The 24026-nt window shown below is 67.8% G+C and carries 24 protein-coding genes, 1 tRNA gene and 1 pseudogene; 16 read left to right on the top strand and 10 right to left on the bottom strand.

Annotated elements, in window-relative coordinates; genetic code table 11:
• Positions 1–30: 30 nt before the first annotated feature.
• The 3 genes from WH5701_RS14065 to WH5701_RS14055 form a co-directional block, all read right to left on the bottom strand.
• Positions 31–1341 (bottom strand): CmpA/NrtA family ABC transporter substrate-binding protein, encoded by a 1311-nt coding sequence (locus WH5701_RS14065; RefSeq protein ID WP_006173164.1) that lies wholly within the window; start codon positions 1339–1341, stop codon positions 31–33.
• 181 nt (positions 1342–1522) lie between these two features.
• Positions 1523–1993, bottom strand: coding sequence for a nitrate reductase associated protein (locus WH5701_RS14060; protein ID WP_006173163.1), 471 nt, complete (start codon positions 1991–1993; stop codon positions 1523–1525).
• On the bottom strand, positions 1990–3018 hold the full coding sequence (locus WH5701_RS14055; RefSeq protein ID WP_006173162.1) for a hypothetical protein: 1029 nt from the start codon (positions 3016–3018) through the stop codon (positions 1990–1992). The genes WH5701_RS14060 and WH5701_RS14055 overlap by 4 nt, the downstream gene beginning before the upstream one ends.
• Before the next feature lie 124 nt (positions 3019–3142).
• On the opposite strand from WH5701_RS14055, the gene WH5701_RS14050 reads away from it, so the two are divergent.
• Positions 3143–4723, top strand: a complete 1581-nt coding sequence (locus WH5701_RS14050; protein WP_156776766.1) for a ferredoxin--nitrite reductase — start codon at positions 3143–3145, stop codon at positions 4721–4723.
• Here WH5701_RS14050 and WH5701_RS14045 read toward each other — a convergent pair.
• Positions 4647–5108, bottom strand: coding sequence for a hypothetical protein (locus WH5701_RS14045; protein ID WP_006173160.1), 462 nt, complete (start codon positions 5106–5108; stop codon positions 4647–4649). The two genes, WH5701_RS14050 and WH5701_RS14045, sit on opposite strands and share 77 nt — an antisense overlap.
• 149 nt (positions 5109–5257) lie before the next feature.
• Here WH5701_RS14045 and WH5701_RS17280 point away from each other — a divergent pair, with 149 nt between their 5' ends.
• From WH5701_RS17280 to WH5701_RS14030, 3 genes are all read left to right on the top strand, one after another.
• Positions 5258–6556 (top strand): CbiX/SirB N-terminal domain-containing protein, encoded by a 1299-nt coding sequence (locus WH5701_RS17280; protein WP_006173159.1) that lies wholly within the window; start codon positions 5258–5260, stop codon positions 6554–6556.
• A gap of 8 nt (positions 6557–6564) precedes the next feature.
• Positions 6565–7368, top strand: coding sequence for a uroporphyrinogen-III C-methyltransferase (gene cobA / locus WH5701_RS14035; RefSeq protein ID WP_037981597.1), 804 nt, complete (start codon positions 6565–6567; stop codon positions 7366–7368).
• Positions 7369–7447: 79 nt separating this feature from the next.
• Entirely contained in the window at positions 7448–7630 is a 183-nt protein-coding gene (locus WH5701_RS14030) for a hypothetical protein (protein WP_006173157.1), read from the top strand.
• 28 nt (positions 7631–7658) lie between these two features.
• On the opposite strand, the gene WH5701_RS14025 is transcribed toward WH5701_RS14030, so the two are convergent.
• A complete protein-coding gene (locus WH5701_RS14025) occupies positions 7659–8543 on the bottom strand; it encodes a CsgG/HfaB family protein (protein ID WP_037981139.1) in 885 nt (294 codons plus the stop codon).
• 231 nt (positions 8544–8774) lie between these two features.
• On the opposite strand from WH5701_RS14025, the gene WH5701_RS14020 reads away from it, so the two are divergent.
• Positions 8775–9251 (top strand): hypothetical protein, encoded by a 477-nt coding sequence (locus WH5701_RS14020; RefSeq protein WP_006173155.1) that lies wholly within the window; start codon positions 8775–8777, stop codon positions 9249–9251.
• A gap of 17 nt (positions 9252–9268) precedes the next feature.
• Here the strand turns inward: WH5701_RS14020 and WH5701_RS14015 are convergent, their stop codons facing one another.
• From WH5701_RS14015 to WH5701_RS14005, 3 genes are all read right to left on the bottom strand, one after another.
• On the bottom strand, positions 9269–9601 hold the full coding sequence (locus WH5701_RS14015) for a hypothetical protein (protein WP_156776764.1): 333 nt from the start codon (positions 9599–9601) through the stop codon (positions 9269–9271).
• Between the two features lie 230 nt (positions 9602–9831).
• Positions 9832–9904, bottom strand: a tRNA-Ile gene (locus WH5701_RS14010).
• Between the two features lie 17 nt (positions 9905–9921).
• The gene (locus WH5701_RS14005; protein WP_232201936.1) at positions 9922–10536 is read right to left on the bottom strand and encodes an occludin/ELL family protein; all 615 of its coding nucleotides are present in this window, start codon (positions 10534–10536) and stop codon (positions 9922–9924) included.
• Positions 10537–10687: 151 nt separating this feature from the next.
• On the opposite strand from WH5701_RS14005, the gene pyrE reads away from it, so the two are divergent.
• Positions 10688–11278 (top strand): orotate phosphoribosyltransferase, encoded by a 591-nt coding sequence (gene pyrE, locus WH5701_RS14000; RefSeq protein WP_006173152.1) that lies wholly within the window; start codon positions 10688–10690, stop codon positions 11276–11278.
• A 19-nt stretch (positions 11279–11297) separates the two neighbouring features.
• Positions 11298–12263 (top strand): folate-binding protein YgfZ, encoded by a 966-nt coding sequence (locus WH5701_RS13995; RefSeq protein WP_050751563.1) that lies wholly within the window; start codon positions 11298–11300, stop codon positions 12261–12263.
• Here WH5701_RS13995 and WH5701_RS13990 read toward each other — a convergent pair.
• Entirely contained in the window at positions 12152–13744 is a 1593-nt protein-coding gene (locus WH5701_RS13990) for a TM0106 family RecB-like putative nuclease (RefSeq protein WP_006173150.1), read from the bottom strand. The two genes, WH5701_RS13995 and WH5701_RS13990, sit on opposite strands and share 112 nt — an antisense overlap.
• Positions 13745–13846: 102 nt before the next feature.
• Between WH5701_RS13990 and WH5701_RS13985 the strand changes: the two genes are divergently transcribed.
• The 3 genes from WH5701_RS13985 to WH5701_RS18510 all read left to right on the top strand — a co-directional run bounded on the left by WH5701_RS13985 (position 13847) and on the right by WH5701_RS18510 (position 17147).
• Entirely contained in the window at positions 13847–15343 is a 1497-nt protein-coding gene (locus WH5701_RS13985) for a phosphoglucosamine mutase (RefSeq protein ID WP_037981589.1), read from the top strand.
• On the top strand, positions 15340–15960 hold the full coding sequence (rdgB, locus tag WH5701_RS13980; protein ID WP_006173148.1) for an RdgB/HAM1 family non-canonical purine NTP pyrophosphatase: 621 nt from the start codon (positions 15340–15342) through the stop codon (positions 15958–15960). Before WH5701_RS13985 ends, rdgB begins: the two co-directional genes overlap by 4 nt.
• Before the next feature lie 86 nt (positions 15961–16046).
• The gene (locus tag WH5701_RS18510; protein ID WP_369791639.1) at positions 16047–17147 is read left to right on the top strand and encodes an HAD family hydrolase; all 1101 of its coding nucleotides are present in this window, start codon (positions 16047–16049) and stop codon (positions 17145–17147) included.
• On the opposite strand, the pseudogene WH5701_RS18855 reads toward WH5701_RS18510, so the two are convergent.
• Positions 17115–17360: pseudogene (locus WH5701_RS18855) on the bottom strand (AraC family transcriptional regulator); the annotation flags it as partial. The gene WH5701_RS18510 and the pseudogene WH5701_RS18855 overlap by 33 nt on opposite strands.
• Positions 17361–18129: 769 nt before the next feature.
• Here WH5701_RS18855 and WH5701_RS13970 point away from each other — a divergent pair.
• From WH5701_RS13970 to WH5701_RS13945, 6 genes are read left to right on the top strand one after another with little or no spacing between them, the layout of a single operon-like run.
• On the top strand, positions 18130–19632 hold the full coding sequence (locus WH5701_RS13970) for an arylsulfatase (RefSeq protein ID WP_006173145.1): 1503 nt from the start codon (positions 18130–18132) through the stop codon (positions 19630–19632).
• A gap of 28 nt (positions 19633–19660) precedes the next feature.
• On the top strand, positions 19661–20629 hold the full coding sequence (locus tag WH5701_RS13965) for a formylglycine-generating enzyme family protein (RefSeq protein WP_050751562.1): 969 nt from the start codon (positions 19661–19663) through the stop codon (positions 20627–20629).
• A gap of 51 nt (positions 20630–20680) precedes the next feature.
• The gene (locus tag WH5701_RS13960; protein ID WP_232201934.1) at positions 20681–21031 is read left to right on the top strand and encodes a DUF1622 domain-containing protein; all 351 of its coding nucleotides are present in this window, start codon (positions 20681–20683) and stop codon (positions 21029–21031) included.
• Entirely contained in the window at positions 21031–21417 is a 387-nt protein-coding gene (locus tag WH5701_RS13955) for a YidH family protein (protein ID WP_006173142.1), read from the top strand. The genes WH5701_RS13960 and WH5701_RS13955 overlap by 1 nt, the downstream gene beginning before the upstream one ends.
• 5 nt (positions 21418–21422) lie before the next feature.
• Positions 21423–22307 (top strand): bile acid:sodium symporter family protein, encoded by an 885-nt coding sequence (locus WH5701_RS13950; protein ID WP_006173141.1) that lies wholly within the window; start codon positions 21423–21425, stop codon positions 22305–22307.
• A gap of 33 nt (positions 22308–22340) precedes the next feature.
• Positions 22341–24014, top strand: coding sequence for a SulP family inorganic anion transporter (locus WH5701_RS13945; RefSeq protein ID WP_006173140.1), 1674 nt, complete (start codon positions 22341–22343; stop codon positions 24012–24014).
• The last annotated feature ends 12 nt before the right edge of the window (positions 24015–24026 follow it).

Genomic DNA, 24026 nt, shown 5'->3' with positions numbered 1-24026 from the left:
GTTGGTGAGTCGGGCTGGTTCCCGATCAGGTCAGGCCAGAGCCTTGAATTTGAGCGAATCGAGGTAGGCCTTGGGGTTCTCGGGGTCGAAGACCACACCGTCAAAGAAGGTTTCCTTACCCCGGGAATCAGAGGCGGGGATGGCTTTCTCCTGGCCGATGGCGATGGCGGCTTCCTTCCAGAGGTCGGAGCGGTTGACCTTGTCGATCAGGCCCTTGGTATCGGTGGTCTGGGGGAGATAGCCCCAGCGGATGTCTTCGGTGAGGAACCAGAGGTCGTGACTCTTGTAGGGGAAGGAGTAGGAATCGGTCTCCTTCCAGAAGTGCATCCTCAGAGGTGAATCGGTGACGCTGCGGCCATCACCGAAATCGAAAGTGCCAGCCAAACGAGGCTTGATGTCTTCAACATTGCACTTGAAGTATTTGTCTTTCGAGGTGATCTCGCAGAGTTCATCGAGATTGGCAGGATCCTGGCACCACATCTGGGCCTCCTGGACCGCCATCAGCATGGCCTTGGCTGACTTGGGATTCTTGTCGACCCAATCGGCGCGCATCGAGAAGGCCTTCTCGGGGTGGTCCTTCCAGAGTTCACCGGTGATCGCACCGGTGTAGCCGATCTTCTTGTTGACAGTGCGCTGGTTCCAGGGTTCACCCACGCAGAAGGTGTCCATGGTGCCGGTCTGGAGGTTGGCCACCATCTGGGCCGGGGGCACCACCACCAGATCCGCTTCCGAAACCGGGTCAACACCGTTGGCGGAAAGCCAGTAGCGCATCCAGAGATCGTGGGTACCGCCGGGGAAGGTCATGGCGGCCTTGAGCAACTTGCCGTCAGCCTTCTTGCGATCGGCAATCTCCTTGATCTTGGGACTTTGTAGCGTGACCTTTTCCTTCAGGAATTCATTGGAGAGGGAGAGGCCCTGGCCATTTACATTAAGCCGCGCCAGGATATACATGGGCAGCGGCTTGCTCGTCTTGGTGATGGTCCCCGCCGTGAGCAGATACGGCATCGGCGTGAGGATGTGAGCCCCATCAATGCCACCGCGATCAGCACCCAGCTCGAGGTTGTCGCGGGTGGCGGCCCAGGAGGTCTGCTTCAGCACCTTCACATCGGGCATGCCGTGCTTGGCGAAGAACCCCTTCTCCTTGGCAATGATCAGGGGGGACGCATCGGTGAGGGCGATGAAGCCGAGCGTCGCTCCTTTGACTTCGGTGTCAGCGGAGCCGGCAGCTGCTGGAGCCGAACTGGTCTCGCTCTTCTTGCCACCGCACGCACTCAACCAGACAGCACCGGCTGCCGTGCCGGCTGCGGTGATCAGAAACCTACGGCGCGAAAGATTGGACATGGAGCCTGAACGGAAGGTGAAGGAGTCGGGCTGCGAGCAATCGCAATCCGGACGGGCTCCGCAATCAAGCGCACCGAACCGGCGATGGTGCTGGCGCTCAGGCTGACCAACACACTTACATCACCACAATCCGCAACACATCAGCGTAGTGATTGCTACCAGGAAAGCCCCTGGCGAGCATTCACGGACATCCCAGGCCCAGGCCGAACTCCATCAGGGCCCTGGGCAGATTGCGGTGTTCATGCCCGGGATGGCTGAGCTTGACCAGGGCAAAGCGCTGCAGCTCATCGAGGCTCTGCCACTGGGCCAGCTCCACGCCGGATCCGAGCTGCTCGCAGGCCGCCCGCAAGCGTTCGGGAACAGCCTCAAGCTGCTGCCAGTCGGCGGCGATGGCCGGATCGATGGCCCTCGCCGGACCATCAGCCAGCTCTGCGGTGCGCCGCTGCAGCCACTGGCGCAGGTCAACGATGGCAGCAGGCGCGTCGGACCAGACCAGCAGGCGCGCCCGCTCATTGGGATCCAGGCCATGCCAGTGGCTCAGCTTGAGCTTGACACCGGCCAGATCGAGCTTGCGGCGCACGGCCATCGGCAGGCAGCGCAGATCCTCGACGAAATCCGCCTCGAAGGCGAAGCAGCGCTCGTGCAGACTCACGCCGAGAGCTCCTGACGCAACCGTTCGCCGCTGCGGGCCGCCAGCAGGGCTCTGGCCTGCTCCATTCCCGCTTCGAGGCTCTCGCAGCGGTCGGCCTGCCACCAATACACCGCCAGGTTCCAGAGCAGGGCATCAGCCAGGGGGCCCACCCCCACCAGGGCTGCCAGGGCCTGATCGCGCCAGATCTCCAGGTTCTGCCAGGCCACCTCCTGGGCGGTGATGCCGTGGTCGCGGGGATGCAGCAGGATCCGGCTCATGGCCCCGTGGCGGAGCCGGGCGGTGATGCCGGCCCTGGTGGTGGGCAGGTCGGTGGAACCCTCCAGCCCCTTGACGGTGTACACATCGGTTTCGTCGGCATGGCCCAGGGCCTCCCAGGCACGGGTTTCCGTGGGGGGATGCACAAAGCCGCTCACCAGCAGGTGCTCCCCCTGGTGGGGTGTCCAGAGCAACTCCAGGCTGGCCACCGGCGGCCGTTTGCCGATGGCGTCGCGCACAGGGAGGAGCCGCTCAGCGCTGGGAAAGTGATCAGCCTGGTGGGTGAGGGCCAGGCCGTGGCGATCCAGCCGCTGTTGCACCGCCTCCAGGCTCAGGCCGCGCCATTCGATCCCCAGGGCCGCGAACAACTCAGCCAGGGTGACTCCGTACTTCACCGGCATGGGATCGCCGCCATGCAGCACCACCGGCTGATCCGCCGACGCCAGCACCAGGGCGAGCAGGGGCAGCACCGGTGCCGTGCGGTTGCGGCCGTCGTAGGGGACACCGAAGCAGAGGGGCTTGCGCCCCGGGGTACGGAGGCTGGGGCCCAGCAGCCGGTAGCTCTCGAGCATGCCGGTGAGCTCGATCGGTGACGGCCGGCGAATGCGGTGGGCGATCAGAAAGGCCCCCAGCTGGGCATCGCTCACCTGACCCAGCAGCATCAGGTCCATGGCCTCACAGGCCTCAGCGCGGGTCAGGCCTGTGCTGGTGTGCTCTCCGCTGCCCACTTTGGCCAGCAGCTCCCGGAAACGCACCGCCTCGGGAGGCATCGGCGGCCGCCTTGGCAACTCCCCACGGATCCCCTCTGGAGCCATGTTTGGTAAAGCTTGCAACAAGAACTGGATCCACGTACTGGGACACTAAAGGGTCAGGTCTCAGCATTCGGGAGCGACCGTGAGCGCAGCTCAACCATCCGCCGGGGGGGCAGCGTCCCAGGCCGCCACCGGCGTGAAGCTGAACAAGGTGGAGAAGGCCAAGGCCGAAGCCTGCGGGCTGGATCTGGCCCCGCGCCTGGCCGAACTGGGAGCCGCGGGCTGGGAATCCCTGGCTGAGGCCACCCTCACCATCCATCTCAAGTGGCTGGGCATCTTCTTCAGACCCGTGACTCCGGGGCGCTTCATGGTGCGCCTGCGGCTGCCCAATGGCGTGCTCAGCGCCGATCAACTGGAGGTGCTGGCCGATGTGGTCGATCGCTGCGGAGAGCACGGCAGTGCCGACATCACCACCCGCCAGAACATTCAGCTGCGGGGCCTTCTGCTGGAGGACATGGCGCCCCTGATGAGCGCCCTGGAGTCGGTGGGCCTCACCAGCCGCCAGTCGGGGCACGACAACCCCCGCAACGTCACGGGAAATCCTCTCGCCGGCCTCGACCCCGAGGAATTCCTCGACACCCGGCCCTTGGTGGACGCGATCCAGGAGGCGCTGCTGGGGCCCGAAGGCCCGCGCAACCTGCCCCGCAAGTTCAACGTGGCCGTGGGCGGGGCGCCCGACAGCTTCCTGCTGCACAACGATCTGGCCTTCCTGCCAGCCCATCACGGCGGTGAGCTGGGCTTCACGGTGATGGTGGGAGGCTTCTTCTCCGCCCAGCGCAACGAGCTGGCCATCCCCCTGGGGCTGTGGCTGCGGGGCGAGCTACTGCCTGCCTTCAGCCTGGCGGTGCTGCGCCACTACGAGCGGGAAGGCAGCCGCGAGAACCGCAACAAGACCCGGTTGATGTACCTCATCGACGCCCTCGGCCTGGAGGACTACCGCTCCCAGGTGCTGGACACCTTCGCCGAGTTCGTGGGTGTGGAGGAAGCCGCCGCCACTCCCTCCCACGACGGCTCCCATCTGGTATCCCAGGCCCCACGGGACATCTGCGGCGTCCACGCTCAGAAGCAGGAGGGCCTGCACTGGGTCGGTCTTCACGTGCCGATGGGCCGGCTGGAGGCCGCCAGCATGCTGGAACTCGCCCGTCTGGCCCGGGAGTACGGCAGCGGCGAACTCCGACTGAGCGAAAGCCAGAACGCCCTGATCGCCAATGTGCCCGAGGGCAGGCTCGATGCCCTGCTGGTGGAGCCCCTGCTGGAGCGCTACCAGGTGAGCCCTGGCCCCCTGCAGGCCGAAGCGGTGAGCTGCACCGGCAACCGCTATTGCAGCTTTGCTCTGATTCCCACCAAGAGCACGGCCCAGGCGGTGGTCGACGAACTGGAGCGGCGCCTGGAGCTGCCCCATGGGGTGCGCACCCACTGGACAGGCTGCCCCAACGCCTGCGGGCAGCCCTACATGGGCCAGATCGGCCTGATGGGCGCCAAGACCCGGGTGGACGGGCAGATGGTGGAAGCCGCCAAGATTTTTCTTGGTGGCGCCATGGACGCCAACCCGAAACTGGCGGCCCTGCACGACAAGGGTGTGCCCCTCAGCCAGCTCCCCGACGTGCTGGAGACGTTGCTGGTGGAGCACTACGGCGCGCGCCCACGTACGGACGCGAGCTGAGAACGCCGCGGCGGGGTGCACGGCCGCCCCAGCCCCAGCGGAAGCCACGGCGTGGTTCGGCGGCAGCCTGAGCCTGCTGGCTCCAGCTCTCATCCAGGGACATCAGTCCCTGGCGGTCGGCGCAGGACTGACCGCCATAGAGCAGGGTGGTGATGCGATCAGGATCGATCTCCAGGTCCGCCACTTCCTGCCAGAGCCGGCGGGTGAGCTCCCGGTCGGCGCGCACAAACTGGGCTTCGGCCAACTGGCGCACCAGGGTGAACACCAGCTGCTGCTGCTTGAGTTCGGCGAAACTGGCCGGCAACGGAGCCCTGGGCCTGCCGCCGGTGCGGGCACAGTCTCCACGATCCATCGAGAGTTCTGTGGTGGCGTGGTCCGGGTCCATGGCGTCGTTGCCCTGAAAGCTGTGTCTCTTTCCTTGCTAAAGGCAGCGCTGGCACCGCACCAGCTCCGCCCTATAAAACGTATCAATGGAGACACTTTGCGATCCAGCTCAGCCCAGGGGAAGCGCCTGATCGCGCAGGGGCAGCCCCTGTGACACCTCTGCCGTCCCAGCTGCCGCCCGAAGGCAGCCCAGAGCGCTGGCCCTGGCTGCAGCGCCTCAGGCGAGCGGACGCCGTGGCCACGGCTCCATGGCTGGAGGCCGTGGAGCAGGGCTCTCTGCCTGCGGCCAGCGACCTGGTGGCCGTACTGGTGGAGAAGCTCGATGGGGCTGGATCGGCCCGTCTGCTGCGCTGGTGGCTGAGCCTGCCTGTCTCCAGCGAGCCTGCCGTGGTGGCCCAGCGACTGGAGTTGCTCGATCTGATCGGTCGCCGCCGCGATCCCGCCTGCGCCGCCCTGCTGCGAGCCGCCATCGCCGAGCGGCCCAGTGTGGCCCTGCTGCCCCTGCTCGGGCACCAACGCGACAGCCACGACTTTGCCTGTCTCGAGCAGCTGGCCCGCCAGGCCGGTCCGTCTCCGTTGCGCCGCGCCGCCCTCGAAGGCCTGGCGGTGGGGCTGAGCGTCTGGCCCCAGGCGGCGCTGCAGCAGCTGCTGCTGGAGCTCTGCAACGACCTCGATGGCCCGCTGGCCTCCCAGGCCGTGGATCTGCTCGCCCGCCTGCCGAGCGCCCGGGAGGGGCTTGAGCAGGTGCTGGGCCGCCCCCTCGACCCCGTCACGGAAGCCCGTGCCCGGCGACGGCTGGCGTCCCTGCCCCGCTGCCCGCTGCTGCTGGTGGTTCATGGCCGCGCCGGCGGAGTGATTCCCGAAGAACTTCAGGCCCTGGCCCGCGACCTGGAGCGCCGCCGGCGTGCTCCCGTGCGGCTGCAGACCCTCAGCGGCAACGTGGCTCCGACCGATCTTGCCGCCCCGGGGCAGGAGAACGTTTCGCGGCCGCTCACCCTGGTGCCCCTGCTGCTGCTGCCCGGCAACCATGTGCGCCACGACATCCCGGCGATCGCGGCGGCCTGGCGCCGCCGCGGCCCCCTGCGGCGGATTCCCTTCCTGGGGGCCTGGCCCAGCTGGCAGGGGGCGATCGCCGACGAGCTGGCGGAGCTGGCGGCCAGCCACGGCCAGGACTCGCCACCGCTGCTGCTGCATCACCCGCTCGAGCCGGGCGTGGCCGACCGCTATCTGGCGCACCTCGAGCGCCGCTGTTCAGCGACTTGTCAAGCCGCTCCATACACTGCGACTGATCTTGAGGACCTGGCTCTGGCGATCCGCGGCGCTGTCCTGCCCCTGGCCCTGGCCGCGAACCGGCTCACCGAGAGCCTGCCCGCTGCGCTGGGGGCCCCGCTTCTGCAACGTCCGCGCTTCCAGGCCCTGCTGCTCGATCAGCTCGAGGCCCTGCCATGAGCGCTGCGATGCCGGATCCTGCTGAGGCCGCTGGCGAACACCTGGGCACCGTGTATCTGGTGGGCGCGGGGCCGGGCGATCCCGAACTGATCACCCTCAAGGCCCAGCGCCTGCTGCAATGCTGCGATGCGCTCGTCTACGACTCCCTCGTACCCACGGCCCTGCTGGAGCTGACCCCGGCGGGCTGCGAGCGCCATTTCGTGGGCAAGCGCCGGGGGCACCATTCCGTGCCCCAGCCAAGCACCAATGCCGTGCTGGTGGACCTGGCCCGACGCCACCGCACGATCGTGCGCCTGAAGGGCGGCGATCCCTTCCTGTTCGGCCGTGGCGGCGAGGAAGCGGCCCACCTGGCCAGCCATGGGGTGCCGGTGCAGGTGGTGCCTGGCGTCACCGCCGGCATCGCCGCACCCGCCTACGCGGGCATCCCGATCACCCACCGCAAGGCGGGCTCGAGCGTCACCTTCGTGACGGGCCATGAGGAGATCGACAAGGGGAGACCCGGGGTCGACTGGAGAGGCCTGGCCCGCAGCAGCGATGGGCTCGTGATCTACATGGGGCTGCACAATCTGCGCCGCATCTGCGATGAGCTGATCGCCGGCGAGCTGGCGTCAGACACTCCCGCAGCGGTGATCCAACAGGGGACCGTCAGCGGCCAGCGGCAGCTGGTGAGCACCCTGGGGGAGCTGGCTGATGCGGCAGAAGCCGAAGGCTACGGCTCCCCCTCGATTGTGGTGATCGGTCAGGTGGTGCTGGAGCGGGTGCCGGCCTGCGCGCCCCAACCGGCCGACGTGGAGATGCCGATCCCGTTCTGAGCAAGATTGGGGGGGGCTGTTCGGCAAGCCGCCCCACGGAAGGTCACCCCTGCTTTGTAACGTAATGTAAAAACAGGCCATGAACGACCCCCTTTCCCTCTCTCGCGAGTTCTCCACGGCAGTGCACTCCCGGGCGATCGACAACTGCAACGACATTGAGGAGCTGCGCCAGGTCGCCCAGACTCTGTTGCGTGCCTGGCAGATGCAGGCCGCCTTCACGGCCGATTACGGCGCCAAGCTGCTCAACATCAAGCCCCGCTGACGAACCCGCCCAAGACCTGAGGCCAGGATCACTCCAGCTGCAGCACTCCACGGGTGCGCTCACGCCGCTGCTGCTCCTGGGCCTCGAAACTGGCCATGCAGTTGCCCTTGGGCACCAGCAGGCAGCTCACATAGCTGGAGGCATCGATCAGAGCGGCGCGGATCGCCTTGGCAGCAGGAGTGCGCTGGGCCTCGGAGCTGTTGGAGCCAAAGCGCAGGGTGCCGGCAGCGCCGGTGAGCCCCTGGCCGGTCCGGCCCATGTTGGGGGCCAGGAAGAGCGCCAGACCGGCGGCAGGCAGCAGATTCACCCCGTTCTCCTGAGCAGCGGCGGTGTTGGTGGCCCTGCCCTCCACCGTGCGCTGACCCACCACCTCACCGGTTGTGCTGTCCACCACCCGCACATCGATCGCCACGTAGTCCTTGGTTTCCGCCTGCTGCTTGTTGGTGCCGAAGCCCAGCAGGCCGAAGTTACTGCCGGAGGTCTTGCTCTCGACGTTGGACTCGTAGGAACTGACCGTGCCGAGCACGATGTAGCGGGCCCCGGTCATCTGGCCCCGCTGGGCGGCATTGGCGTTCTTGCGAACGATGCCCAGCTCCGCGAGTTCCTGCTCTGAGAGCACCGCCTTGAGGTTGTTGCGCTCCACCACCTGGATGTCACCGGTGGCCTGGAGTTCATTGGAGAGCATGGCCGCCAGATCCGTGGCCACAGGTCCCTGCCACCACCAGGTCTGCTGGGTGACGGTGTTCTTGAAATCAGGCACCGAGACGGTGGGCCGGCCCGCGGGCCGTGGTTGCGCCTGGGCCGGAGCCGCAACCATGCCCAGGCCCAGTCCAGCGGCCAGGAGCAGGGGCATGGAGCGGACCGGCAGCCAGGCCAGGGGCGCCGCGGGGAGGGAGATCGGGCGATCGGACAAGGCGAAGCATTCCAGGGAGCATCCATTCAAACAACCATGGCCAGACCCGCCATAACCGGATCGGCTTCTGTCCGCAGGGGGCTGGTTCCGTAGCGTCCTGCACGTTGATGGGGACCGTGGTTCTGTTCAATGGAAAGACTTCACACCGCCAGGCCGTCAGGGCCGGCGGTTGCCGCCATGGCCGCATCCTTGCTCCGTAACAGTGAACAGAAAGGGCCCAAGCCCGCCCCGATGTTCGAGTTGATTCCCTATGAGAAGTTCCGCGACACCCCGGCGGTGCGCTTCTTCGACATCACGGTGCCCACCTCCAACGCCCGGGACCTGGTGGTGCACAGCGGCCCAGCCGTAAGCCCTCCCGACGACCCTGAAACCGGCGCCTGGCAGTTCTATCTCCATCCCCACCAGGAGGACAACCTGCTGGCGATGCATGGCGGCCGCACCTTCTTCCTGGTGAATCTGGGCTGGAACTACCCCTTCCACATCGTGCGCCTCGACACCGGCGGCGACATCCTGCGCATCCCCCCCGGCACCTTCCACCGCTCGGTTTCGGATCCTGACGGCTCTCTGGTGCTCAACCAGGCCGTGCGCGAGGAGGGTGTCTCACTGGTGCGTGAGTTTCACGTCTACAACAGCCATCGCATTCCTCGGCTGTTCGCCGTCACCAGCCAGACGGCACCGCTGCCGAAGCTTCATGGGGTGAGCTGGTAGGTCGAGATTCTGCGGTGCTAATCGTCGTCGCGTTTGCCGCGGCCACCTTTGTTGTAGTAAGGCTGCTGCTGCCGGTATCGCTGGCCGTAGGTGTCGTTGTACCAGCTGTCCTGCACGAAATAAACGGGCCTGTTGCAGGCTCCATACCGCTGGCAATGTTTTCCCCAGTTCTTGGCTTGTCCGGGCGGCACCCGTAGATAGATCGGTTGAACAGTCCTACCCCTACCCCAGGTCCCATAGCCGGGCTGAATGATCACCGGCTGCGGGTAGAGCAACTGGTTCAGGCCGATGCCGTTGGGATTAACGGGTCCGTAATACCCGGGCTGACCAAGCTGGATTGTGACTCCCACCTGAGCCTGGGCGGGGACCGCACTCAGGCCCGTTGCCAGGCCAGCGAGCAAAATAATTGGTACAAGGCTCTGTCGTAGGCCTTTCATGGTTCCCCAGCTGCATCGGCATCAGCTCCATCTTGGCCAGAACCCATGTCTGAACCATGTACGGGCGGGTTACGGGTTCCACGGGGATGTGACCAGATCGGACCCTGGCTGTCTGCGGCAGCCTGGATTGGACAGGCGGGGTATGGGGGTCGCGAGGATCGAACTCGCCTCAGGCGGATTATGAGCCCGCTGCATTCACCAGATTGCTAGACCCCCAGGCTGATCCGCCTGCCTCACCAGAGGCCACGCGCCGGCTGGCGTGCGGGAGCACTCTCAACGGGGAGTGCCACCGGAAAGTAGTTGGCCCCCGGCTGGGCCGCTTCCACTGGCACCGTGGTGGGGGCCACTTGCAGGCTGGAGGAGAAGATCGAGGGCAGGTCGGCGTCGCGAAACGGCATCGGTGCGCTCTGCTCTTCCAGCAGGGCGGCCGTGGTGTTGCCGATGGCCGAGGAATCCCAGACGATGGCCTGCTCGGGGAAGCCGAACCCCATCACGCGGTTGCCCTGGGGACCGCCCATGGCGATGCCGAGGATGTCGGTGATCTGGTTGGTGAGGCTCACCCCGCGGGCATAGGTGGAGCGCCAGGTGTAGGCACGCTGCACAAAGAGTTCCGCCGTGGTCTGAACCTCACCGCAGCGGGTGACTTCCACCGGGGCACTGGGCGGCTGGGTGCTGTTGCCGGTGCTGGCCAGGGGAGCCTCGAGGGTGGTGGTGCAGATCACCGGGCCCGCCTGGGCGGGGATGGGGGGAAGGAGAGCCAGTGCGCCGCCGGCCAGGGCACCAACAACGATGGCCACCCCAGGGGCCCGTTGAAGCCGGCCGGCGAAGGGGACGGCGGCTGAGGACATGGCTTTGCGGCAGTTCATGGCGCAGGAGGCCGGCTGGGCAGAGGGATGGGCATCACAGCCAGATCATCGCGCAAAGTAGGTGGAAAGGCCGTGTTCTGCCAGGGGCCTTGGCCGGAGCGCCGCCGCCTCCCCCCGCTTTGTCTCCGCTGCGATGCCACTGACTCCCATTCCCGACACAGCCCAGGGGCGCCGCCAGGTGCTGCTGGAGCTGCTGGCCACCAGGGCCTACCGGCACGGCCAGTTCACCCTGGCATCGGGCCGCAGCAGCGACCACTACGTGAACTGCAAGCCGGTGAGCCTCAGCGGATACGGCCTGGCCCTGCTGGCCATGGCCATGCTGGAGCAGGTGGAAGAGGGAGCCGCGGCCGTGGCCGGCCTTACCCTCGGAGCTGATCCCCTGGTGAGTGGCGTGGCCATGGCGGCGGCCCAGGCGGGGCTGCCCCTCGACGCCCTGATCGTGCGCAAGCAGGCCAAGGGGCACGGCACCGGCGCCTGGCTGGAGGGCCCCTTGCCCGCCGCAGGATCCCGCATCACTGTGCTGGAAGACGTGGTGACCACGGGCGGTTCCTCGCTCAAGGCCGTGGAGCAGCTGCGCCAGGCCGGCTACGTGGTGGAGCGGGTGGTCACGATCGTTGATCGCCAGGAGGGGGGGCTTGACGCCATGACGGCGGCGGGCCTGGAGCTGCGCAGCCTCTTCCTGCTCGATGAGATCGCCACCGCGGCGCGGACTTTGCAAGGGTGAGCCCATCGCTGAGCCCGCCATGGACCTGAACCGCTCCACCCCCTCAGGCCCCTGGGACTGGCGGCCCGCCAGTCCCAGCCGCTGGGAGCAGCCCGTGAGTCTGATCCGCCTCGACGGCCCCGACAGCCTGCGCTTCCTCCATGGCCAGAGCAGCCAGGATCTGGAGCGTGCCCAGCCCGGCCAGTGCCTGGCCACCTGCTGCCTCACACCCACCGCCCGCGTGCGCGGCCTGGCCGAGGTGCTGGTCGACGCCAAAGGTGCCAGGCTGGTGATCACCGCCGGCGACGGGGCCGTCATCCATCAGGCCCTCGACCGGGTGCTCTTCCCCGCCGATCAGGTGACCCTGGGACCACTGCTGGCCGGAACACTGATCATCCTGGAGGGAGCCGGCGCCATGGCGGAGCCCGCCATGGGCTGGCAGTTGCCCGGCCATCGGCTGGTGCTCAGGGATGGGGAGTGCCTCCCTGCCGAGCTCGAGGCCATCCCGGCCCTGGGGCCGATCGAGGCCGAGCACTGGCGCCTCAGCCAGGGGCGGCCTCTGGCCCCCAACGAGATCAGTGACGAGGTGAACCCCTTCGAACTCGGGCTCGCTGATCGGGTCAGCCTCAGCAAGGGCTGCTACGTGGGCCAGGAAACCCTGGCCAAGCTGGCCACTTATGACGGCGTCAAGCAGCAGCTGCGCCGCTGGTGCTGGGCGGAACCGGCCCCCACAGCTGCTCGCGCGGACACCGCCAGCGACGTTCAGCGACCGGTGGTGGGTGCGGTGCTGCGCACTCCCGGCGGTGAGCGGGCCGGACGGATCACCTCCAGCCTGCGGCTGAACGCTGGCGCCGATGGCTCCAGCGTCTGGCTGGGGCTGGCCCTGGTGCGGCGTCAGGCGCTGGAGGAGCCGCTGCTGGTAACCGGCGAGGGGATCACCCTGGAGATCTCCATCCCCACGGAAGTGGTGGCGCCACCGGTGGGGGCAGGGGGCGCGACGTCCTGAGCCAGCAGCCAGCTGGCCACCGCCCAGGTGGCCAGGCCGTCGTCGTGGTTGTAGCGGAAGATCCGGCGCAGGCCATGGAGGCTGCCCCTGCCCGCCGGGGTGCCATCCCCCCGCCACTGGCGCCACCAGAGCAGGCAGCGGGCACCATCGACCCCTTTCTGGCTCCAGGCAAAGCCCAGCCAGCCGGCCACCGCCTTGAGGCCGTAGCTGTTCACCGGCAGCAGCCAGTGGCGCCGCAGCCGCTGATGCAGGTCTACCAGGCGCTGACGCAGGGCTGCCAGCTCCCGCTCGCTGGCCCCCTGGCGCTGGGCCAGGCGCACCAGGGCAATCGATTCGGTTTCGCCGTAATGGAGCAGGGGCCAGTCGGGCGGCGTGGCCGCCAGCAGCCGGCGCAGGCGCTGCCAGAGCCTGGCCTCACCGTGCTCATGCAGCGCCAGCAGGGGCCGGTAGCTGCCGACATCGGCCGCCCGGCCGTCGGGCCAGCGGCCATCGGCCGCCCGCTCGATGCGCAGGAAACCGTGCAGAAAGTCGTCGCGGGCGTCGGGGTCGGATTCGATGTCGTACACGAGCACCCCACCGGCGGTGGCCAGCTCGGGCAGGGCTGTGGCCGCCTGGTGTGGCTCCACCGGCAGGCGCAGGGGTTCCCCCCGCTGCTGGACGCGGGCCTGGGCCACCAGCCGCGCCGCCACCTCGCGGTGCTGCTCCCCGTGCACCTCCAGCGCATCGGCCAGGGCCTCGGGATCAGCCGCGGCCAGGGCACTGAGCTGGGGCAGACCCAGCTCGATCAGCAACTCACGCCGCTTGGCGCCGATGCCGCTCACCTCACTGAGGTGGCCGTGCGCGGCCGCCTCGCGATCGCAGAGGCCGCGCCAGGAGCAGAGCACGCATTTCTTGCGGTCGCTCACCAGGGGGGGTGGCTGAAGGCGCTCCAGGTCCGCCGCCACTTTGGGCAGGGCCTCATCGAGCTGGCGCTGCAGCCCCTCCCCGAGCGCCAGCCGTTCCCGCTCGAGCCGCCCGGGGCCTGTCGCCAACACCAGCCCATGACTGACCGGCCCCTGCTGCCACCCCGAAAGCAGCTGCCCCCACAACCCCATCACCAGCCGGTGCTCACGGGTGAGGCGGCGGCCCTGGCGGGCCATCACGGGCTGGTAGGCATAGGCGCCCCAGCGGCTCTCGCCGCTGATGCGGCGCAGCAGCGGCGGATGGGCCTCCAGCTCAAGGCCTGCGGGACCCCGGCCCCGCAGGCGCACGCCCACCACCGCCGGGGCTCCACCGGCGCAGGCGGCCTCTCCGCCAAGCGGCCGCTGCTCCAGCAAGCTCACGAAACAGCGCTGCTGGTCGTCGAGCTGAAGGGCCCGGTGGGCGCTCCACAGCCGCTGCCCCGGATCCCCATGGCGATCGAGCCAGGCCCGGCGCCGACAGCGCAGCCAGCTGCGCAGCAACCGGTCGGTCACCAGCCGGTTAGACGGTTCAGCGGGCATGGGGGCAGGCTACGGCGGGCAGTGGTCTGCCGCCAGGCCGGCACCTGCTCCAACCCAGGCCAGCCGGACTGCTGCTACGAGCTACTCAACCCCGCTGCTCCCATGGCTTCTGCCCCCCTGCCCCTGGAGCCCAGTCCCATCCGTTTCGGCACCGACGGCTGGCGCGGCATCCTCGGCGTCGATGTGACCCTGGAGCGCCTGCTGGTGGTGGCTGCGGCCGCGGCTCGCGAACTGGAGCGCGCCGCCCCGGCTGAACTCACAAGCCGCGAGGTGGTGATCGGCTACGACCGCCGTTTCCTGGCACCGGAGCTGGCCGAAGCCATCGCCAGCGCCGTGCGCGGGGCCGATCTCGAGCCGCTGCTCACGGATTCAGCCGTGCCCACACCCGCCTGCAGCTGGGCGGTGGTGGAGCGGCGCGCCCTCGGGGCCCTGGTGATCACCGCCAGCCACAACCCCCCCGAATGGATCGGCCTGAAGATCAAGGGTCATTTCGGCGGCTCGGTGGAGGAGGCCTTCACCGCCGCTGTGGAGAAGCGCCTGGAGGCTGGGGGCATCACCGTGCCGATTCCCGGCGACACGCCACGCTTCGATGGCTGGGATGGCTATCTGAAGGGCCTGCGCCAGCTGGTGGATACCAGCGCCCTGCGCCGGGGGCTCGAGACCATCGGGCTGCGGGTGATCGTCGATCCCATGCACGGTTCTGCGGCCGGGGGGCTGCCGGCCCTGCTGGGGGGAAGTTCAGGGACCAGTGAAGGAGCCGCGGACGGGTCCGGCGAAGGCTGCATCGAGGAGATCCGCTCCTGGCGTGATCCGCTCTTCGGCGGCCACCCGCCCGAGCCCCTGGCGCCCTACCTGCAGGAGCTGATCGCCGCGGTGCGGGCCAGCGGCGAGGCCGGCCGGCCGGCGGTGGGCATCGTCTTCGATGGCGACGGCGACCGCATCGCCGCCATCGATGAGCGGGGCCGCTACTGCAGCACCCAGCTGCTGATGCCCCTGCTGATCGATCACCTGGCCAGGGCCCGGGCCCTGCCGGGCGCCGTGGTCAAGACCGTGAGCGGCTCCGACCTGATGCAACTGGTGGCGGAGGGCCTGGGCCGACCGGTGATCGAAAAGCCCGTGGGCTTCAAGTACATCGCCAGCGAGATGATCGCCGGTGGGGTGCTGGTGGGCGGCGAGGAATCGGGCGGGGTGGGTTTCGGCCTGCACCTGCCCGAGCGGGATGCCCTGTTCGCCGCCCTGCTGGTGCTGGAAGCCCTGGTGGAGGGCGGCCTGCCCCTGGGGGAGCGCCTCGATCGGCTGCAGGTCGCCCATGGCGGGGCCAGCGCCTACGACCGGCTCGACCTGCGCCTGAAGGACATGGCCAGCCGGGAGCGGCTGGAGCGCCAGCTGGCCCAGGAGCCCCCCACCAGCGTGGCCGGCTGGCCGGTGCAGGAGGTGGTGAGCACCGACGGGGTGAAGCTGCGCCTTGGCGACAGCCACTGGCTGATGCTGCGCTTCTCGGGCACCGAACCGCTGCTGCGCCTCTACAGCGAGGCCCCGAGCGGGGAGCGGGTGAGCGAGATCCTGGCTTGGGCACGCCAGTTCGCGGAAGCGGCATGAACGCCCCCGGCCCGTGGCCCGCCCGGAAGGTGCTGGTGATCGCCAGCGGCAACGCTGGCAAGCTCAGGGAATTCACGGCCCTGCTGGCCACGGCGGGCCCGGAGCTGGACCTGGAGGTGCGCAGCCAGCCCCAGGGCCTGGAGGTGGAGGAAACCGGCGACAGCTTTGCCGCCAACGCCCGTCTCAAAGCCGAAGCCGTGGCGCGGATCACGGGCCACTGGGCGCTGGCCGATGATTCGGGGCTGAGTGTGGACGCCCTCGGCGGAGCACCCGGCATCCACTCCGCCCGCTATGCCTCCACCGACCCCGAGCGAATCACCCGCTTGCTGCAGGCCCTGGAGGGGGAATCCAACCGTGGGGCCCGGTTCACGGCAGCCCTGGCCCTGGCAGACCCCAGCGGCCAGACGGTGCTGGAGGTGGAGGGCGTCTGCACGGGTGAGATCCTCAAGGCCCCCTGCGGGGAGGGCGGCTTCGGTTACGACCCGGTGTTCCTGGTACCCGAAACGGGCCTGAGCTTTGCCCAGATGACGCCCGAGCTGAAGCGGCGCGTAGGCCACCGCGGCCGTGCCCTGGAGGCCCTGCTGCCGCCCCTGCAGAGGCTGTTCGCCGACTCGTGAAGGACCACGGGGGGCTGACGCGGGTCCTGGCGACGGCTGCCGGAAGCCTGCTCACCCTGAAGATGATGTCCCCTTTGGCGCCCGCCATGGCCAGCCAGCCCCTCCCCTCCTGGCGGGACGGTGCCACCAGGTCACGGATCCTGGCCTTCGTCGCCAGCGTCAGCCAGCCGGGGGGGGAGAGCTATCGGCCGCCCGAGGAGCGCATCGCCGTCTTCGACAACGACGGCACGCTCTGGTCGGAGCAGCCGATGTACGTGCAGCTGGCCTTCGCGATCGAGCGGGCCCGCGCCATGGTGGCCCAGCAGCCCGGTCTCGCTGCCAATCCGGTCATCGCCGCGGCGGCCGCTGCCGGCAACGGGGAGGCCGTGCTCACCATGGGCATCAAGGGTCTGCTGGATCTGGTGGGGATCACCCATGCCGGCATGAGCACGGATGTGTTCCGCGATCTGGTGCGCGAATGGCTGGACAGCGCCTGCCACCCGACCCTGAAGCGGCCTTACACCACCCTGACCTACCAGCCGATGCGGGAGCTGCTCGAGCACCTGCGTGCCCATGGCTTCCGCACCTACATCGTTTCGGCCGGCGGCGTGGAGTTCATGCGGGTGTTCGCCGAGGAGGCCTACGGAATCCCGCCGGAGCAGGTGATCGGCTCCAGCGTCGTCACCACCTACGCCCTGCGCGGTGGCTTGCCCGTGATCCTGCGCGAGAGCGAGGTCCAGACGGTCGCCGATCGGGCCATGAAGCCGGTCCTGATCGAGCAGCTGATCGGCCGCAGGCCGATCGCCGCCTTCGGCAACTCCGACGGTGATCTGGAGATGCTGGAGTGGACCACCAGCCTGCCGGGGCCCCGCCTGGGCGTGATCGTTCACCACGACGACCCCGAGCGGGAGGTGGCCTACGACCGCCAATCCGCCTTCGGCTATCTCGATCGGGCCTTGAGCGAAGCCCCGCGGCAGGGCTGGACGGTGGTGAGCATGCGCGACGACTGGGCCACGGTGTTCGCGGCTCCTTCAGGGTCAGCAGGATCCGAGGGGGAGGCGGTCAACCGCTGTGCCGTGCCCCCGGGCCAGGACGGCGGGGCTGAACCGACCGGAGAGCGTGGCACTGGGGAGCTCCCCGAACAACCGGCGGTAATCCCGGGCGAAGTGCCCCGGATTGAGGAAGCCCCAGGAGGCCGCCAACCCTGAGATCGTGACCGCCCCAGGCGCTGCTTCCAGCAGCCCACGGCGAACACCATGGAGCCGCTGAAGCTTGAAATAAGCCATCGGCCCCATGCCGAGGTGCTCCTTGAACCCCAGGATCAGGCTGCGTCGTCCGACATACGCCTGACGGCAGAGGCCATCCAGGCTGATCGGCTCAAGGGGGTGCTCCTCCACCCACTGTTGCAACTGCTTGACCATTTGGATCCGTGCCGGCGGGCTGTCGGTCACGCCCCGCAGCCTGAGGCCTTGCTCCAGCGCATCAACGAGCAGAGGCAACAGACCACCACCAGCTGCCTCCGGTGCCGATGGCGACACGACCGGCACTGAGGGTGTCTCTGCCTGGAGGGGCAACAGCTTGAGCAACCAGCGCTGGAGCTGCGTGCGACTGTCGACATCGATGGGCAGGCAATTGCAGCGGAAGGGCGCCGCTTCCAGATCACGGTCACCCTGGCCGCTGCTCCAGCGCGTCAGGGTGCTGGGGGTCAGCATCACCACCGCCAGATCCATCTGCTCAGGAGTGGAGAGGTGGACCTCCGCCCGGGGGTCGAGACCGAACAGCACATCGGGGCCGATGGTGGTGCCGTGGGCCCGCAGAGGGGCGCCGCCGCCGGAAGGCGGAAGGTTCAGACAGACCAGGCGTTGATCCAGGGGCTTGGATCCAGCCACGTGCAGACAACGGTTGGCCTGGAGCCGCAGCAAGCGCAGTGGCCCGAGCCGGCGGATGACGAGGCTGCCGCTGAGGCGGCCGTTGGAGAGCTGGAGCAGACGCACATCCAGCCCCGCCTCCTGCAGCTGAGTTTCCAGTTGCTCAACAGCCTCGAACCTGTGGAGCGGAGCCATCGCCGCTTGCACTTTCTGAGTGGCCCCACCCTGCCATGGGCGGCATGTTGTGAGTGAGTTCCTCACTGGGCCGGAGCTGGACACACCTCCAGCGCCAGACCCGCAGCCAACACAGGCCCCACCTCCCATGCCCAACGGAAAGCCCAACGTCCTGATCCTCTGGGGCGACGACATCGGCCAGAGCAACCTCAGCTGCTACAGCGATGGGCTGATGGGGTACCAGACCCCCAACATCGACCGGGTGGCCAAGGAGGGGGCCCGCTTCATCCACTACTACGCCGAGCAGAGCTGCACCGCCGGCCGGGCAGCCTTCATCTCCGGCCAGAGCGTGTTCCGCACCGGCCTCAGCAAGGTGGGCCTGCCCGGCGCCAAGGTGGGTTACCAGGACGAGGATCCCACGATTGCCGAGCTGCTCAAGCCCCAGGGCTACCGCACGGGTCAGTTCGGCAAGAACCACTTCGGGGATCGGGATGAATACCTGCCCACGATGCACGGCTTCGACGAATTCTTCGGCAATCTCTATCACCTCAATGCCGAGGAAGAGCCGGAACTGCGCGACTATCCCCCCGAAGCTGACTATCCCAACTTCAAGAAGAACTTCGGACCCCGCGGCGTGTTGCACTGCTGGGCCAATGGCGACGGCACCCAGCGCATCGAGAACACGGGCCCGCTCACCAGGAAGCGGATGGAGACGGCCGACGAGGAGTTCATGAAGGAGGCCAAGCGCTTCATCACCGATGCGGTGGCCTCCGGCGAGCCGTTCTTCGTGTGGTTCAACACCACCCACATGCACTTCCGCACACACGCACGGCCCCAGGACATTGGCCAGTCAGGGCGGTGGCAGTCGGAGTATCACGACGTGATGATCTATCACGACAACTGCATCGGTGAGATGCTCGATCTGCTCGATGAGCTGGGCATCACCGATGACACGATCGTGATGTACAGCACCGACAACGGCCCCCATATGAACAGCTGGCCCGATGCCGGCATGACCCCCTTCCGCAACGAGAAGAACTCCAACTGGGAAGGGGCCTACCGGGTGCCGTGCATGGTGCGCTGGCCCGGCCACATTGAACCCGGCACCCTGCTCACCGGCATCGTCAGCCATCTCGACTGGCTACCGACGATCCTGGCGGCAGCCGGCGAATCGGAGATCAAGCAGAAGTGTCTGGAGGGGTATCAGGTGGGCAACAAGACTTTCAAGGTGCACCTGGATGGCTACAACATGCTCGACTACTGGACCGGCAAGACCGATAAAAGTCCGCGCATCGATTTCTTCTACTTCTCCGACGACGGCGATCTCACCGCCCTGCGCTATGACAACTGGAAATTCGTGTTCATGGAGCAGCGCTGCTCCGGCACGCTGCAGATCTGGGCTGAACCCTTCACGGAGTTGCGTGTTCCCAAAATCTTCAACCTGCTCACCGACCCCTACGAGCGGGCCGACATCACCTCCAACACCTACTGGGATTGGATGCTCGACCATGTCTTCCTGCTGGTTCCCGCTCAAGCGAGGGTGGCCCAGGCCCTGGAGACCCTGAAGGACTTCCCGCCCCGCCAGAAGGCGGCCAGCTTCACGGTGAGCGATGCAATCAAGAAGATGACGGCCACCCTCGGCAGCTCCTGAGGATCAGATGTCGCCTGCTCCAGCGTCCATGGCCCAGACTGACCGCCCTCCAGGGCGCCCGCCGGCGCGGGACATGGTCTGGATCCCGGCCGGCAGCTTTCTGATGGGCTCCGATGATCACTACCCTGAAGAATCCCCGGCCCACCGGGTGGTGGTGGAGGGCTTCTGGATCGACCGCTCACCGGTCACCAACGCCCAGTTCCGCAAGTTCGTGAAGGCCACGGGTCACGTGACCCTGGCCGAGCGGCCGGCGGATCCGGCGGCCTACCCCGACGCCCTGCCGGAGCTGTTGGCTCCGTCATCGATCGTGTTCGTACCTCCGCCCGGGCCCATCAGCACGGGCGATCCCTACCGCTGGTGGCAGTACCTGCAGGGGGCCAACTGGCGCCACCCGGAAGGCCCGGGCAGCTCGATCAAGAGCCGCGACCACCATCCCGTGGTGCATGTGGCCCATGAGGATGCCCTGGCGTACGCCGCCTGGGCCGGCAAGGCCTTGCCCAGCGAAGCCGAGTGGGAGCGGGCCGCCCGGGGCGGAGTGGAGGGGGCTGAGTTCGCCTGGGGGGAGGAGCTCCATCCGGGCGGCCGGCCGATGGCCAACACCTTTCAGGGGGACTTCCCCCACCACAACAGCCTGCTCGATGGCTGGGAGCGCACCTCGCCGGTGGGCAGCTTCCCGCCCAACGGCTACGGCCTGCTCGACATGATCGGCAATGTCTGGGAGTGGACCGACGACTGGTACGCCGGCCACGGCGCCACGGTGGCGGCCCATAAGCAGGCCGGGGGCTGCTGCACGATCGAGTCCCCCCGCGGTGCCTCGCGGCAGGAGAGCATTGACACCGCCTCCCAGCACGGCACCATCCCTCGCAAGGTGGTGAAAGGCGGCTCGTTTCTCTGCGCTCCCAGTTACTGCCGCCGCTACCGCCCTGCCGCCCGCATGGCCCAGGGCATCGACACCTCCACCTGCCACATGGGCTTCCGTTGCATCGTGAGGAGCTGAACCGTGCCTGCTGTCCTCTTCAAGGAGGTGCTTGAGCTGGTCGCCGGGGGGTTGCGACTGCTGCTGGAAGGCGTCTCCGTTGTCTGCGTGGCCATCGGGTTCCTTGTCACCCTGCGTCAGAGCCTTCGCCCGCGTCGCAACGGCCAATCTCATGGACGGCCTTTCAACAGCACCCGGCTCACTTTCGGCAGCTGGCTGTCGATGGCGCTGGAATTTCAACTGGCGGCCGACATCGTCGCCACCACCACGGCACCCTCGAATGAGAACCTGATCAAGCTGGCGGTGGTGGCTGTGATTCGAACCTTTCTCAACGTCTTCCTCGGCCGCGAGGTGGAAGCCGAACAGAAGCTGGAGGATGTTCAACGTCAGCAGACGGCCAATCTGGCAGCCACGCCGTACTGATGGGAAATCTCAACAACGAACTGGCCAAGGAGCGCAACCGGGCTGCCGCCGAGCGCACGATGATGGCCTGGATTCGCACCTGCCTGTCGCTGATCAGTTTTGGTTTCGGCCTCGACAAAATCATCGGTGCGATCAACCGCAGCCGCTTTGATGGCAGTGCCCATGCCAGCCTGAGTGTGCGTCTTGTGGCGATCGGTTTCGTGCTGATCGGCATCCTGGCGATGGCGGCGGCCACCCGGCAGCACCTGCGCACGCTCAAGCTGATTCGGCGCGACGACTTCGTGTATGTCGATCAGCGCTCGATCACCGTCTTCACAGCCATTGCCCTCACGATCATCGGCATTGTGGCCTTTGCCCTGCTGGTAACGGGTATCCCCGTCGGCTAACTCCCATGCCCCAATCTGCAGCGCTCCTGGTCACGGCCACCATCGTGACACTCATGTTCAGCCTTGGACTCGGGCTGAAGGACTACCCGTTCGTGCTGCTCAGAGATCGCCCCGCCTTTCTCTGGCGCGTGGTGCTCGGCACCTGCCTGCTGGTGCCCCTGGCCGGGCTGGTGCTGGTGTTGCTGCCCTTGCAAGGGGTGCTGACACGCCCTGCCTGGGCAGCCATGGCCCTGATGCTGGCGTGTCCCAGCGCCCCGCTCATCCTCTTCCGGGTGCGCAGCAGTGGCGGCACGGCTGAGCTCGCGGCGCGGCTGCAGATCGCGGCGGCGCTGCTGGCCATCGTCACCATTCCCCTGATGGCGGTCGTGTTCAAGGCCAGCGTCGCCCTCAACGGGTGGGAGATCGACGGGTGGGAGATCCACCCGGCCCAGGTGGCGATGCAGGTGCTGCAGGTGCAGGTGCTGCCCGTGATCGCCGGCGTGCTGCTGGGGCAGTGGCAGCCGCAGCTGGCCCAGCGTTGCAGCCGTGCTCTCGGTGCCCTGGCCACCCTGCTGCTGATGCTGATGCTGGTGGCTCTGCTGGTGCTGAGCGGCAGGCAGCTGGTGCCCTTCCTCCAGCAGAACCTGCTGGCCCTGGCCGCGATGGCCGGCCTCAGCGTGTTCAGCCTGGCGATCGGCTATGGCCTGGCCGGACGGGATCCGCTGGAGAGTCGAACGGTGGCGCTGGTGACGGGGATGCGCAACACGGGCCTGGCGGCTCAACTGGCCCTGACCTATCAACCAGGGATGCCTGAGCTGATTCCCGGAATCCTCTCCTATGTGTTGATCACGGTCATCATCTCCACCCTGTTTCTGAAATGGCAGCAGCGTGAGCTCTCCGAATCCGCCTGAGTCTTCGGATCATCAGAGCTGCTCATCCGCACCATGGCCCAGTTTCCTGCTTCTCTTCTGCCCAGCGGTTATCGGCGTGGACTGGGGCAGGCGGATCTGGCAGCCGGACTGACCGCCGCCGCGGTGGTGCTGCCCAAGGCGATGGCCTACGCCACGATCGCCGGACTGCCGGTGCAGGTGGGTCTATACACGGCCCTGGTGCCGATGGCGGTGTACGCCCTGCTGGGCAGCTCCAGACCCCTGAGCGTGAGCACCACCACCACCCTGGCGATCCTGGTGGGCAGCGAGCTGAACCGGCTCTCGCCGTTGGGTGATCCCAGCGCCCTGGTGGCGGCCAGCACCACCCTGGCCCTGCTGGTGGGCACCATGCTCTGCGGCGCCGCCCTGCTGCGGCTCGGTTTCATCGCCAACTTCATCTCCGAATCGGTGCTGGTGGGCTTCAAGTCCGGCATCGGTCTGGTGATCGTCGTGGATCAGCTGCCCAAGCTGCTGGGGCTGCATGGGGAGAAGGAAGGCTTCTTCCGCGACCTCGCTGCGCTGCTGGTTGGGATCCCGCAGGCGTCGCTGGCCACGGTGCTGCTCTCGGCCGCTCTGTTCGGCCTGCTCTTCGGCCTGAAGCGTCGTCTGCCGTCGGTACCGGCACCGCTGGTGGTGGTGGCCGTTGCGATCGCCGGTTGTGCCCTGCTGGGGCTCGATCGCTTCGGCGTGGAGCTGGTGGGCGCCGTGCCCAGGGGGCTGCCTTCCCTGAGTTTGCCCCGACTGGATCTGCTCGGCGGTCTCTGGCCAGGGGCGGCTGGCATCGCCATGATGAGTTTCACGGAAAGCATCGCCGCAGCGCGGGCCTTCCGCGCCAGCGATGAACCTTCTCCGCAACCCGACCGGGAGCTGCTGGCCCTCGGCCTGGCCAACATCGGCGGCGGCTTCTTCGGAGCGATGGCGGCAGGCGGCGGCACCACCCAGACGGCGGTGAACCGCCAGGCCGGGGCCCGCAGTCAGATGGCGGAGCTGGTCACGGCAGGAGCCGCGCTGGCCACCCTGCTGCTGCTCGCTCCCTTGATCGCTCTGATGCCCCTGGCGGCCCTGGCGGTGGTGGTGATCGTCTATTCGTTCGAATTAATCGCCCCGGGCGAATTCCTGGCGATCCGCCGTGTCCGACACATCGAATTCCGCTGGGCGCTGGTGGCCTTCCTGGGGGTGGTGTTCCTGGGCACCCTCAAAGGCATCCTCGTGGCCGTGATCCTCTCCCTGCTGGCCCTGGTTCAGCAGGAGGTGAACCCACCGGTGTACGCCATCGGCCGCAAGCGCGGCACTGATGTGTTCCGGCCACTCTCAGCCAGGCATCCCCGCGATGAGACCTGGCCGGGGCTGCTGCTGCTCCGGGCCGAGGGGCGCCTGTTCTTCGCCAATGCCCATGGGGTGCTCCAGCGGATGCGCGCGGAGATCAACCAGCACCAGCCAAGGGTGGTGGTGCTGGATGGCAGCGCCGTGATCGACATTGAATACTCCGCCCTCAAAGTGATCACGGAAGCGGAGCGGCGCCTGGATCGGCAGGGAATCTCCCTCTGGCTGGCGGGGTTGAACCCCACGGTGCTGGAGGTGATCCGTCGATCGGAGCTGGGGGAACGGCTGGGGAAAGAGCGGATGCACCGCAACATCGAGCGTGCAGTGGAGCATTACCTCGCCGCAGGGCTGGATCAGCAGGCCTGAGCGACGAGGACC

Origin of the sequence: Synechococcus sp. WH 5701 (assembly GCF_000153045.1) — a bacterium.
Taxonomy (GTDB): domain Bacteria; phylum Cyanobacteriota; class Cyanobacteriia; order PCC-6307; family Cyanobiaceae; genus Regnicoccus_A; species Regnicoccus_A antarcticus.
The sequence above is the reverse complement of the archived record's forward strand: the minus strand, read 5'-3'. Positions and strand labels throughout refer to the sequence as shown.

Coding starts and splice junctions, on each gene's coding strand:
- WH5701_RS13955 (WP_006173142.1), top strand. CDS start 21,031: ATGGGAAATCTCAACAACGAACTGGCCAAGGAGCGCAACCGGGCTGCC.
- cobA (WP_037981597.1), top strand. CDS start 6,565: ATGCCGGATCCTGCTGAGGCCGCTGGCGAACACCTGGGCACCGTGTAT.
- WH5701_RS13985 (WP_037981589.1), top strand. CDS start 13,847: ATGGCTTCTGCCCCCCTGCCCCTGGAGCCCAGTCCCATCCGTTTCGGC.
- WH5701_RS13995 (WP_050751563.1), top strand. CDS start 11,298: ATGGACCTGAACCGCTCCACCCCCTCAGGCCCCTGGGACTGGCGGCCC.
- WH5701_RS13970 (WP_006173145.1), top strand. CDS start 18,130: ATGCCCAACGGAAAGCCCAACGTCCTGATCCTCTGGGGCGACGACATC.
- pyrE (WP_006173152.1), top strand. CDS start 10,688: ATGCCACTGACTCCCATTCCCGACACAGCCCAGGGGCGCCGCCAGGTG.
- WH5701_RS14030 (WP_006173157.1), top strand. CDS start 7,448: ATGAACGACCCCCTTTCCCTCTCTCGCGAGTTCTCCACGGCAGTGCAC.
- WH5701_RS13965 (WP_050751562.1), top strand. CDS start 19,661: ATGGCCCAGACTGACCGCCCTCCAGGGCGCCCGCCGGCGCGGGACATG.
- WH5701_RS14045 (WP_006173160.1), bottom strand. CDS start 5,108: ATGGACCCGGACCACGCCACCACAGAACTCTCGATGGATCGTGGAGAC.
- WH5701_RS14005 (WP_232201936.1), bottom strand. CDS start 10,536: ATGTCCTCAGCCGCCGTCCCCTTCGCCGGCCGGCTTCAACGGGCCCCT.
- WH5701_RS14020 (WP_006173155.1), top strand. CDS start 8,775: ATGTTCGAGTTGATTCCCTATGAGAAGTTCCGCGACACCCCGGCGGTG.
- WH5701_RS14065 (WP_006173164.1), bottom strand. CDS start 1,341: ATGTCCAATCTTTCGCGCCGTAGGTTTCTGATCACCGCAGCCGGCACG.
- WH5701_RS18510 (WP_369791639.1), top strand. CDS start 16,047: ATGGCCAGCCAGCCCCTCCCCTCCTGGCGGGACGGTGCCACCAGGTCA.
- rdgB (WP_006173148.1), top strand. CDS start 15,340: ATGAACGCCCCCGGCCCGTGGCCCGCCCGGAAGGTGCTGGTGATCGCC.
- WH5701_RS13950 (WP_006173141.1), top strand. CDS start 21,423: ATGCCCCAATCTGCAGCGCTCCTGGTCACGGCCACCATCGTGACACTC.
- WH5701_RS14055 (WP_006173162.1), bottom strand. CDS start 3,018: ATGCCTCCCGAGGCGGTGCGTTTCCGGGAGCTGCTGGCCAAAGTGGGC.
- WH5701_RS13945 (WP_006173140.1), top strand. CDS start 22,341: ATGGCCCAGTTTCCTGCTTCTCTTCTGCCCAGCGGTTATCGGCGTGGA.
- WH5701_RS13990 (WP_006173150.1), bottom strand. CDS start 13,744: ATGCCCGCTGAACCGTCTAACCGGCTGGTGACCGACCGGTTGCTGCGC.